We start from the raw sequence: 11,383 nt of genomic DNA, 5'->3' as shown, positions 1-11,383 counted from the left end.
GTCCGAGCCGATCCAGGTGCTGGTCGAGGCGATGTTCGGCGAAAGCCGCTACGAGGAAGCCGCCTGGCTGCGCGGCCTCTATCTGACGTCGGCGACCCAGGAAGGGGCACCCATCGACCGGCTGACCGCGGCGCTGTCTTCATCCTTCGGTCTTCCGCCGCGACGGGCCATGCCGGCGCCGCGCGTCGAAAAACGCAGCTTCTTCCTGAAGAACCTGCTGACCGAGGTCATTTTCAGGGAAGCCGGCCTGGGGACGTTCGATCCGCTGGCGCAGCGCCGCCGCGCCTGGATCTGGCGTGGCGCCGCGGCAGCCTGTGCCGCCGCCGCCCTGTTGGCCGGTGCGATGTTCACCTGGTCCTACTTCGACAACCGCAATGCGATCGCAGCGCAGGCGGGCCAGTTCGAAGCGCTGCAGGCGCCGCTGACCGCGGCAGCCGCGAGCCCGGCATCGGTGGAGCAGCCCGCCATCGACAGCGCGCTCAATGCGATGGGCGAGGTCGCAAATGCCCGTACCGCACCACCGAGCAGTGCCCAGGACCTGCTGGGGCCGTCGGCGTCGGCAGAGCTGCTGCGGGCGCAGGCCGACACTTACGACCACGCTCTGCGCAACGTGCTGGAGCCGCACATGGTCGCTCTGCTCGAGGCGACCATGTGGCGGCAGATCCGCGATCCGGATTTCATGCTGGGGGCGCTAAAAACCTATCGCATGATGACCGGCCTGTCGCAGATGGACGCCGATTACGTCCAGGGCTGGTGGGTCAACGACTTGCCGGAATTTGCGCCTGCGGCGCCGTTTCCGACCGCCGACGCGGAAGAGCACCAGCTTGCCGCGATCCGTCGCATGGCGGTCGACGACAGCTACATCGCCGCGGATCAGGGGCTGGTTGCCGAGGCGCTGAAAACGGTTTGCACGATTTCGCTGCCGGCGCGCGCCTACAGGCAGTTGCTGGCCGACCCGGCGGTGGCCGGCCTCAAGGAATGGATCCCGGCGAATTTCGCCGGCCCCAACGGCGCCAAGGTTTTTGCACGGCGTTCCGACAAGACGCTGCGCGTCGGCATTTCGGGCGCGTTCACCTATTCCGGCTTCCACGATGCCATTCTCGACCGGGTCGAGGACGTCGCCGCGCAGGCGGCGCTGGACCGGGCGGTCTTCGCCGGAGGCTGCTCAGAGAATGCCGAAACATCTGTATCGGCGCTGTCCGAGGATATTCTAAAACTCTATTACGAAGACTACATCGCACAATGGGACAGCATCCTGCGCGATATCAGGCTCGCGCCATTGGCCGACCTGAATGTCGCCAGCGAGAACCTCAAGGATCTTTCGAGCGCTGATTCCGCTCTGAAGCGCCTGCTTACCGCGGTCGTTCAGGAGACCGAGCTTACCCGGTCCGATGAAGCACCCGCCGATAACAAGGCAGCGGCCAAGGGCGGCTCGAAACTGCTCAGCAAACTTGGCAAGCTCGGCAAGCTGGCCAAAACAGGGGCAAAACTGCTGCCACGCGCAGGATCCGCCAACGAGGTGGATCTCACCGGCAGTCTGGTGGCCGAACACTTCAAGCCGCTCAAGGGTGCGATCGCCGAAGTTGACGGCCAGCCGCCGGCACTCGACGCGGCGGTGGTGGCGCTGACGGCGCTTTCGAACGTGCTGCAGACGGTGACGGCCAATCCCGACCCTCAGGACGCCATCAAGAAACAGGGCGGCCTCGCCGAGCTGACGGGAGCAGTGGCCAGGCAGGCGCAGATCCTGCCCGATCCAATCGACGACTGGCTCGGCGGCATCGCCGGGGACACCAGCGGCCTGACGCAGAAAGCGGTCACCTCGGAGCTCAACGCCATCTGGCGCGCCGACATCCTGCCGTTCTGCCAGGCGGCGCTGAACGACCGCTATCCGTTCAGCCCCGAAAGTGCGGTCGACGTCAATGTCCGCGATTTCGCCCGCCTGTTCGGGCCGGCCGGGATGATCGACACCTTCATCAACGACCATTTAATCAGCTATGTCGACACCGCCAGCCAGCCATGGAAATGGCGCGCCGATTTCGGCCTCGACGCGGCGGCCCTGGCGGCGTTCGAACAGGCCAGGCGGATCCGCGACGATCTCTTTCCAGGCGGTACCGGCCCGGTGATGAGCTTCACGCTCCAACCGACGGACCTGTCGCCCAACGTCACGCGCGTGACGCTCAATCTCGATGGCCAGAACCTCGTCTATTACAACAACGCGACGCGGCCGCAACCGATGACCTGGCCCGGCAAGGACGGCACCGGCGTCATCTCGCTCGCCTTCCAGCCGATCGACGGCTCGCCCGAAGTCATGTTGAACGAAACCGGCAGCTGGGCGTGGCTGAGGCTGCTGCGCAGCGGCCGCTTTACCGGCACCTCTCTGTCCGACGTCTACAGCCTGCGGCTGGGCACGCAAGGCATGTACGCGGATTTCGAGCTCAAGGCCGCAAGCGTCGAGAATCCCTACAATTTGCAAATGTTCAAGAAGTTCTCATGTCCGCCGCAGATATGATCCTGCCCGGCTTTTACGGCAAAATGCCCGCCACCGGCGATTTCGTCACGCGGCGGCTGCCGGGGGATTTTGTCCGCATCTGGGACCGCTGGCTGGCGCAGCACATCGTGCCGCTGATCGGTCTGGAATCTTGGCCGCCCACCACCGCGCTACGATTCCTGGCCGGCCCGGCTTCCTTTGGCGCCTCGGCAGGCATTATTCTGCAAAGCGCCGACAGGGTTGGCCGGCAGTTCCCTTTGAGCGTCGTCGTTCAGCTTCCTGACGCTTCCGTTCAACTGGCTCGCTCTGATGCGTGGTTTTCCAGGATCGAAGAGGCGGCCTTTGCCGCCCAGCAGGGCGAGCGGACACCTGACGAATTGGATACCGCTTTAAGCGCACTGCCGGTGCCGCCGGTCGAGCCGGGCGAAGAGATCATCAGCGATATGGTTATGTGGACGGCGCACTCCGACATTTTCGATATTGATCCGCAAGCTCCGCAAGCGACGCTGGAGCAAGTGTTCTCAGGAAGATGGAAGACTGGGCTGATATGACCGGATCAAATACCGAACATTATTGCCTGAGTGAACCCGCCGGATGCTCCTGCATTCCGAGAACATCCTAAGCCAACGATTTACCGCCTGAGGGTCCCCGCCGCCATGTGGGAAGTCAGCAACAGCACCGGGTTTCCAGCGATGGGGAGCTGGGTTCAGGACAAGGCCGCGAACAAGACCTGGCTGGTCTGCGTGAAAGCTACCTTGGACATACTGGCCGACGGAAGCACGCGGCCCTCGGAGAACCAGGTGCCGCCGTTCATACAGGGACAGCCCCTCGACGGCGACTACGAGAAAAGCCTGATCTATGAAGCCGATTTTTTCGGGGTGAAGCCCTGCACGGACGTGCTCGTCAACGGTACCGCCTGGTCACCGAACGGCAAACCGATCACAGAGCTCGATGTAGGATTCCAGGTTGGTCCGGTTCAAAAGCGCCTGAGCGTATTCGGCAATCGCTGGTGGACGGTGAACCTTGCCGGACAACGTGTCATCGCGAGCCCCGACCCGTTTCTCAAGATGCCGATCCGGTATGAGGCGGCATTCGGCGGCTGGGATCGCACTGCGAGCAATCCGAAGGATCATCGCCTAGAGGCGAGGAATCCGGTCGGGCGGGGCTTCATCTCCAACCCGAATGGCTGTCTCGGACGGCCGCTTCCCAATATCGAGTATCCGGCAAACCTGATTTCATCCGTCGCTAGCCGCCCCGCGCCGGCCGGCTTCAACGCGGTGGCCTGTCATTGGTCGCCGCGCCGGGAACTCGCCGGCACTTATGACGAGATCTGGCAGAAGACGCGCTTCCCGCTCTGGGCGAATGATCTCGATTCCCACTACTATTGCTGCGCCCCGCAGGATCAACAGGTCGCCGGCTATCTGCGGGGCGGCGAGCCGGTGCAGCTCATAAATCTCTCGCCGAACGGCCCGATACGCTTCCATCTTCCGCGGCTTGTTTTCGGCTTCTCAACACGCATCAAACGCGAGACGATTCACACCAAAGGCACGCTGGCGACCGTGATCCTAGAGCCGGATACTTCGCGCGTGATTATGGTTTGGCAAAGCTCGCTCATATGCAATAAGGACATCGACTATCTCGATCAAACCTCTGTCCGCCTGAAAAAGCTGATGTGATGGAATGACGATGCCTACGCCAAGCGTCGCAGCCTATCTCCCTCGGACGCCAGTCTGGCTGGCCGGTCTTTCAGCGCGGACTCCGGTTGGTCTGCGTCCCGAAAGCGCTGCCGCAGCGGTGCGGGCGGGGATCTCAGCAATTTCCGAGCATCCGTTCTTTGTCGACCGCAATGGCGAGCCCATGCGCCTGGCGCAGGATGCGGTCATCGGCCCCGAGGTGCCGCTGGCAGAGCGCATGAAGGAACTGCTGTTGTCGACGCTGCTGCAACTGCCGCAGGCCGCGGCGCTGTCGGCCAACGGCCTGAGAACGCTCCTGATCATCTGTGCGCCGGAGCCGCGGCCCGGGTTACCGGACGGCATCGCCGAAGTGCTCGGTCGTGCCGTAATGGGACGATTCGGCCCGGCGAACCTGCGCGTGCAATGCTTGGCCAACGGACACGCTGCCGGAATGTTTGCGTTCGGTACGGCCGCCAAGGCGATCGATGAAGGCAAGACGGATCTGGCGGTGGTGGCAGGCGTGGATTCCTATCACGACTATCAAACGCTGGAATGGATGGATGAGACGGGGCAACTCAAATCCGAGGTGAACCGAGACGGCTTCTTCCCGGGAGAGGGAGCTGGCGCGTGCCTGCTGGCACGCCGCAATCTGATATCAGAACTGGGCCTGGAGGCCCTGGCGCAACTGAGCGCAGTTAGCACCGCGCCCGAGCGGATCACCATCAAGCGACACGGCGAGGACGGCGTTTGCGTGGGCGAAGGGCTGAGCTCCGCCTTCCTCGGACTCGAGCCAGTCATTGGCACAGATCGGCGCAAGATCACCGACACCTACTGCGATCTCAATGGACAGCGCTACCGCAGCGAGGAGTTGGTCTACACGATCCTGCGAGTTCAGCATCTTTCAGATGAGGCAACCCACTATCTGCATCCAGCTGACTGCTGGGGCGATGTCGGCGCAGCGTCAGGTCCACTGTTCGCGGCGCTGGCTCACGCCGCCGCCAGCAAGGGCTACAGCCACGGTTCGCGAGCGGCGCTCTGGGCCAGTTCCGAAGGCGGCCAGCGCGCGGTGACGCTACTGGACTTTTCTGCCAACCCGCCAAGAAAGGCTGCCTGATGGTTTCCGTTGGAGTCAACCCGCCCAAGACGCCGGTGACCGAGGGCAGCATAGACATGGCGCCGGCGGACGTGCCCAATGTGTGCAAGATGCCGGGACCGCCGGCTCCGTTCGTGCCTGTTCCGCTGCCGAATTTCGGACGCTCCGCCGACAGGCTGTCGGATGCCACCTCGACGGTCAAGATCGAAGGGAAGAAGATAGCCATCAAGGGAAGCTACTACATGAGCGCGCCGTCGCCTGATGTGGCGAGCCAGGGCACCGGCGGCGGCGTGGTGTCGTCGGCTACACAGGGAAAGACCGAGTTCGTCGCGCCCGGCTCGATGGACGTGAAGGCAGAAGGCAAGAACATCCAACTGCTCGGCGATCAGATGACGAACAATGGGAGCTAAGAACTCCGCCACCTCGACCGGTAACAAGCAGGGTCCGGACAACAAGCCGATGCATAAATGCGGCGAGGTTGGCAGCTATGGAAGTCTTTGTAACAGCGGCAAGGCGAGTCGAGCAGACGGGTCGCGGGTATGGGAGCGCGACCACGTTCCGGCGAAGGGAACCTTATATGCACGCGCCGTAAAACGCTTCGGCCCTTTCGACCCAGACGTTGCAAAGTGCGTAAAGGACAAAGTGGAAAGCAGGGGCATGGCTATCGTAATCCCACGCAAAGTTCACCGGGCGGACAGTGAAACATGCGGGAATTTAAACAAACCGCTGATGAAGCCGGACGCGGAAACCAAGCAAAGCATGAAAGATGCCATAAAACGAGACACCGACGCAATACAAGCAGCGTTGGACGACACCGAGTGCGGACCCGCATATGCTGCGGCGGTCAAGGAACTTAAAGAGTTTGATTTCGAGGGAATGATAAAAGAGGCGGTCAAGGAGTGCGAGGGCTGACCATCGATCAAGTCAGTATGGAGGCAGTGATGGATTATCAGAAATGGGTAGACCTGTTTGGAAGGACGAATAACGATCCGGATTTAAAGGAAAATTTGAAACGGTCAGGTGTCACAAAACGTGTGGTTATGCCGAGGGATGAGATCTACCTCTCCGTCGATGTAGATGGAATGACCCTTCAATTTGAGGATGTTGAGCTCTTCAAGGATGTTCCGGGGGGCGCCGGCACATGCGTGCTCACCAGTGTGACCATGCATGTGAAAAGGGAACCCTGGCCGTCTCCTTATGATATCCCAAAAGATGCAACTCGGCCGAGCCTGAGGGAAAGATTTGGAACTCCGGTCGAGCAGGAGGAAGCTTGGGACCAATGGAGAGTGTCCAACAAACTTCTCCTGAAGGCTCGCTACAAAATCGATGGTGACGCTCTCATGAAGGTTACCTTAAGCATGGAAGAACCGAAATAGGGGACGGATACGGCCTGGCATGGACTTCAGCGGAGCTGTAAGCCTTCTTGGGAGATCGTCAACGGATACCGAGGTTCAGGCCTTGATGTCGCGGCTGGCCATTTTGCGGCAGCCGGAAGTCGTGCTCGACGAGAACGACGGCTCTGTCCTGAATGCTCAGGATTGGCTTCTGAACAAGAAGCTTGGGGTGGAACTGGGATTCGAGGCGAGAGCGCACCTGCTCGGGCAGGAAATAGAGGATCCCAAGAACGAGCCGATGCTGCTCACTCAGATCTACTTTTACTGCGAGCGCTATGATGTCGGCCCGTACCAAGGATCTTTGCCTGCCGGCCTCGTGGCTTCGGACAGCAGGATTTCGGCGCGAGACAGGTTGGCCGCCTACGAGAGCACCCGGCGTTCCTACACCAGGGACACGTGGGAGCTTCCACAGTTTCAGCTCATCATTGGTTATGCAAATGGCGGCATGAATATAGGTTTCGTTTCTTGTCAACTTCGACCGCCGCCGATGCCTGCCGACTACGACGATGCAGCTCTGATACCGTCAACCCCAAATATCATGGCCGCGCTTGGCAAGAAGTTGTCCGACCCCGGACTCCGGCTGATGTTTTCGCCTCTGCGATTGGAGCAAAATCTGGAGGCCGATGATGGCGGCCTGGTTGGAAGATTCGATAAACACTTGGGTCTTTTCCTTCACTTCCGGTACATGGAGGGGGGGCGCGATCTGGCGCTGACCCATGTGCTGTTCTATCGAGAATACGAAGCTGACGGGGCGCGTTGGCCCGGCACACTTCCGAATGGATTGCACTTCGACGATTCGCCCGAAGTTGTATTTCGAAAGATCCCAGCGGAGCCGATCAAGCATTATGACGAGGAATTCACAGGAGAGGCAACCTGGAAATTCCCTGAGTATACGTTGCAAGTTTTGTATAGCACCATGAGAAATAACATCCTGCGGGTGCAGGTCAGTGCGCCTGTAGTTCTCCCCATAGCATAGCGACGAATTGCGCCGCATTCAGATCACGGCTATCATGCGCCAAAGACGTCAAGCTAATCACAAGGTAAGCACCTGTGAACGATCGCCCCGACTTCGCGCGCGTAGGCAGCGGTCTCAGCGATGGCCTTGTCATCGGCACCTTCATAGGACGCAACAAGTCAGGCGAGCCGATCGTCTCCGTACCGGACGGAATCGAGAGCAGGATGGTTGCTGCCCGCGCGGCAACCATGCTCGAGGCATCGGATTTCGGGACCGACGTGGTCGTGATGTTCGACGGGGGCGATCCCGACCGCGCCGTCATTCTGGGCCGCCTGCTGCGTCCGAAGCCGGTTACCGCGGAGGATGTCGCCGTGACGCTGGACGGGGAGCGCCTGGATCTTTCCGCCGAACGCGAAATCGTGCTTCGCTGCGGCAAGGCCAGCATAACGCTGACCCGTACCGGCAAGATCATTCTGCGCGGCACGTATATTCTCAGCCGCTCCTCTGGCCCCAACAAGATCAAGGGGGGCTCCATCCAGCTTAACTAGAGCCTCGAATGTCGCGCCGCGTTATCGAGCACATCGTCGAGCAGCATGCCGAGGACGCGGCCTTTCTTTGGCTGCAGCGTGACAGGGCGGTCGATGCTCCCGACCTGTATCTCAAGGATTTGAACCGGCTGGACAACCGGCTGGAGGCCCATATTGACGGTCTTCGTATTGCGGGCGAATGGGGCTGGCACGCAGCGGAGCGGGCCTTTGACGAGTATAAGGAGCCTGGCGAAACCTTCGTGGCGGCCGTTCTTGCCCTCGAGAGCCTGTCCGAGAACAGGATTGGCTACGTTTTGAATCTCGCCGAAGCGTCGTCAGAACTATTCCGAGCCACCGTGTCGGCCTTGGGCTGGGTGGAACCGCACCGGCTTCGCGGGACCGTACGCTCTCTCTTGGACGATGCGCGCCCGAGCAGGCGCCTGCTCGGCTTGGCCGCGTGTTCCGTCCGGCGGATGGATCCCGCGGCGCGTCTTCCGCTGTTCCTCAGCGATGCTCCAGCGGTGCGCGCCAGGGCCTTGCGCCTCGCCGGCGAAGTTGGGCGCGTCGATCTGCTCGCCGACATCAAGGCAGCTTTGAACGATCCGGACGAAACATGCCGGTTCTGGGCGGCATGGTCCTGCACATTGCTGGGCGACAGGCATGAGGCGCCTAAGATCTTGCGCCTGTACTGCGGCGCTGACGCGCTTGGCTGGAAGGGCGTGCAGCTTCTGTTGCGAGCCGCGGATCATCAAAGCGCCGTGGAATGGCTGCTCAGCCTGCGTGGAGATCGTTCGAAGGAGCGCTTGATTGCCGCCGGGGCCGGCATCCTGGGGGACCCCGTCTTCGTGCCGTGGCTAACTACGCGCATGCGTGACCCGAAACTCGCACGGCTGGCCGGCGAGAGTTTTGCAACGATCACCGGGATGTCGCTCGAGCGCGAGGCGATGCACGTCGAGCCGCCGGCTGACATGGACTCGGGGGATGCGTCGCCACACGATTACTCCGCTCGCGACGAGTATCTGGTCTGGCCCGATGTCCGCAAGATCCGCGAATGGTGGCGGCGCAACCAGACAGATTTCAGTCCAGGTAAAAGGTATTTGCAGGGCAAGGCCCTAGCGGCGGAGAATCTGATGGAGATCTTTGCAAACGGGACGCAGCGTCAGAGGCGAGGCGCCACCCTGGATTTAGCGCTAAGTGCGCCGGATGCTCCCCTAGCCAACAGCTTGGCTCGCTCGCCCACGCGCCTACCATGAATCCAGCCGCCCCCTAATACCTGCTCATTCACTCCGGCTACATGATGCATCCTTGTCGCCGCCCCCATTCCAGGACCCTGTCGGCAAGCGGGACCCTTGCAGCCTGATTACCGAAATATTCCTCGAACCGAAGCCCCGCCGCGCCGGGGTCAGTCGTGAAGAGATCGCTCTCCTGCCGCGCCTCGGGAAACAGTTCCAGAAACGACGCGCCCGCGGTCACTGCAAGGGCGGGATTGCCCATCTGTTCAATCAACCACGGCAGGATCGATCGATCGCCCAGCATGCCAGCCGCTCTCACCCCGAGGGAGGCGCTCTGCGGTGAGGTATACAGCGAGCCTATCCAGCTTCGCGCTTCCTTCATCGGCATCGCCTTTACCGCAGCTCGAAGCGCGCTCAGCGCGTTGTCGTCGCCTTGCACTGCTACCCTTCTCAGTTCAGGAACAGCGAGGTCGCCTGAGCCAAGTTCGCTCAAAGCCCAGGCAGCCCAGAAACGCACCTGCTGGTCCTCATCGAAACCCGCATTCCTGACTTCGCCCGTCAGATCGGCGCGACCGAGCTTCGCGACCAGCCGAAGGCTCGCCGCACGTACTGACGTGTCGGGATCGCGCAGTCGCAACGATAGCATCTGTTTTGGATCGACGCGGTGTTCGAAGCAGGCCGACACGCCCAGGAACCGCTTGAACGGATCACACGCGTCATTAATCCACGCTCGCACCCATGGCGCAATTAGGCGAGGCGTATGCCAGGCCAGCGCGCCGAGCAGGCCACCTGGGCCGTCGATCGCGGTGCGACCAACTTCAACTGCTTGCGCGACATGATCGGCGCTCTCGAACTCGAGAGCCGTCCAAGACACGACGAAGAGTTCGCCCTTGCCAGGCGACGCCTGATGGAGGGCGAGGACACAGGGCCAAGCCGCCCGGCTTGCGACCCTTATGCCATCGAGGCTCATTTCCAATCTATCGTCTATAGCCGCTACGGCGTCCAGATCTGGGGGATCGTCAAGGGCTAAATTGTCCCTTTGTGCCCACAACGATGCCGCCTGCTCAGCATGCTGCCCTACAATATTCGCTAGGATGTTCATTTGGGGCAAGAAGCCATTCTCTCACGGTACGCGATTTGTTAATGCGCTATCCCGCCATCGATGAAAACAAGGCTTCCGCTAGTTTTCGTGGATTTTGGAACCCTTCATGGTGATGTCGCTCGATGCCTTGATATTGATCTTGCCGGATGCGTTGACGGTAATGTCCTTGCCCTTGATGATGATATTTCCGTCCTTCTTCATAGTAATCGAGGCACTGCCACACGTCAGCGAAATCGAATCCCCGGCGTCGATCGCAAAGTCCTTGCCGATCTTGAAACTTCCATCGTTGGCAACATCCACGGCACTGGACTTGCCGACCTTCAGGGTGTGCCCGCCGCCGACGTCGGTCGCGTCGTCCGCGCCGATCTTCAACTTGCGGCCTTTACCGATTTCAAAATTTTGGCCACCGCCGACCTTCTTATTCTGGTCCGCAGCGATGCTGATATTCTGGCTTGCGCCGATCTTCCATGTATCCGAGGAGCCGATGCTGTGGCTCTGTCCGGCCCCAACCGTCATCGAGCGCGATGCACCGATCTGATTCGTCTGGACGGCGCCAACGCTTCGGGTTTCTGCCGCGCCCACTGAATCCACTCGCGCGGCGCCCACCGTGATGGTCTGCACAAGCGCCACGGTCTGCGTATGATTGGCGCCGATCGTCTCCGTCGAGTTCGACCCGATACTGATCGTCTCATTCGACCCGACCGTCAGCGAGCGGTTCACGCCCACCGTCTCGGTGTCGTTGTTGCCGATATCCGTGGTCTGGTCGACGCCGACCTTGACCGTCTTGTTGTTGCCGACGTCCTCGTCGAGGTTGTGGCCGACGGAGTGCTTGGCGTCGTGGTCGATGCGGTCGGACTGGTCGTGCTGCACCAGCTTGGTGCGGTCGTTCTTGATCAGAAGGTTGTGGTCCTTCTGTGCC

General features: G+C 61.1%; 12 protein-coding genes and 1 pseudogene. 11 read left to right on the top strand and 2 right to left on the bottom strand.

Features of this window, described 5'->3' with window-relative positions; translation table 11 throughout:
• The 10 genes from tssM to EOA85_RS15125 all read left to right on the top strand — a co-directional run.
• Positions 1-2,509, top strand: a 2,509-nt coding sequence (gene tssM / locus EOA85_RS15170; RefSeq protein ID WP_127210041.1) for a type VI secretion system membrane subunit TssM, incomplete at its 5' end; no start/stop codon positions are given.
• A complete protein-coding gene (tagF, locus tag EOA85_RS15165; RefSeq protein ID WP_245485776.1) occupies positions 2,491-3,039 on the top strand; it encodes a type VI secretion system-associated protein TagF in 549 nt (182 codons plus the stop codon). The genes tssM and tagF, both read left to right, overlap by 19 nt.
• A 105-nt stretch (positions 3,040-3,144) precedes the next feature.
• On the top strand, positions 3,145-4,164 hold the full coding sequence (locus EOA85_RS15160) for a DUF2169 domain-containing protein (RefSeq protein WP_065006580.1): 1,020 nt from the start codon (positions 3,145-3,147) through the stop codon (positions 4,162-4,164).
• 4 nt (positions 4,165-4,168) lie between these two features.
• Entirely contained in the window at positions 4,169-5,275 is a 1,107-nt protein-coding gene (locus tag EOA85_RS15155; RefSeq protein WP_127210039.1) for a beta-ketoacyl synthase N-terminal-like domain-containing protein, read from the top strand.
• Positions 5,275-5,664: a PAAR-like domain-containing protein gene (locus EOA85_RS15150; protein ID WP_065006582.1), complete on the top strand. Its 390-nt coding sequence runs from the start codon at positions 5,275-5,277 to the stop codon at positions 5,662-5,664. The genes EOA85_RS15155 and EOA85_RS15150 overlap by 1 nt, the downstream gene beginning before the upstream one ends.
• A gap of 247 nt (positions 5,665-5,911) precedes the next feature.
• Positions 5,912-6,166 (top strand): hypothetical protein, encoded by a 255-nt coding sequence (locus EOA85_RS15145; RefSeq protein ID WP_127210037.1) that lies wholly within the window; start codon positions 5,912-5,914, stop codon positions 6,164-6,166.
• A gap of 29 nt (positions 6,167-6,195) precedes the next feature.
• Positions 6,196-6,630: a hypothetical protein gene (locus EOA85_RS15140; RefSeq protein ID WP_127210035.1), complete on the top strand. Its 435-nt coding sequence runs from the start codon at positions 6,196-6,198 to the stop codon at positions 6,628-6,630.
• A gap of 19 nt (positions 6,631-6,649) precedes the next feature.
• Positions 6,650-7,624, top strand: a complete 975-nt coding sequence (locus EOA85_RS15135) for a hypothetical protein (protein WP_127210034.1) — start codon at positions 6,650-6,652, stop codon at positions 7,622-7,624.
• 74 nt (positions 7,625-7,698) lie between these two features.
• Complete coding sequence (locus EOA85_RS15130) at positions 7,699-8,151, top strand: DUF6484 domain-containing protein (RefSeq protein WP_065006586.1); 453 nt, start codon at positions 7,699-7,701, stop codon at positions 8,149-8,151.
• Positions 8,152-8,159: 8 nt separating this feature from the next.
• Positions 8,160-9,383, top strand: a complete 1,224-nt coding sequence (locus EOA85_RS15125) for a TIGR02270 family protein (protein WP_065006587.1) — start codon at positions 8,160-8,162, stop codon at positions 9,381-9,383.
• A 37-nt stretch (positions 9,384-9,420) separates the two neighbouring features.
• Here the strand turns inward: EOA85_RS15125 and EOA85_RS38990 are convergent, their stop codons facing one another.
• Positions 9,421-10,047 (bottom strand): HEAT repeat domain-containing protein, encoded by a 627-nt coding sequence (locus EOA85_RS38990; RefSeq protein ID WP_245485773.1) that lies wholly within the window; start codon positions 10,045-10,047, stop codon positions 9,421-9,423.
• A 75-nt stretch (positions 10,048-10,122) separates the two neighbouring features.
• Between EOA85_RS38990 and EOA85_RS38985 the strand changes: the two genes are divergently transcribed.
• Positions 10,123-10,392, top strand: a complete 270-nt coding sequence (locus tag EOA85_RS38985; RefSeq protein ID WP_065006589.1) for a hypothetical protein — start codon at positions 10,123-10,125, stop codon at positions 10,390-10,392.
• Positions 10,393-10,542: 150 nt separating this feature from the next.
• Here EOA85_RS38985 and EOA85_RS15115 read toward each other — a convergent pair.
• A pseudogene (locus tag EOA85_RS15115) lies at positions 10,543-11,383 on the bottom strand (type VI secretion system tip protein VgrG); the annotation flags it as partial.

The organism is Mesorhizobium sp. M5C.F.Ca.IN.020.29.1.1, assembly GCF_003997375.1.
Lineage (GTDB): Bacteria > Pseudomonadota > Alphaproteobacteria > Rhizobiales > Rhizobiaceae > Mesorhizobium > Mesorhizobium wenxiniae.
Note: the sequence above shows the minus strand (reverse complement) of the source record. Positions and strands in the feature narration are given on the sequence as shown.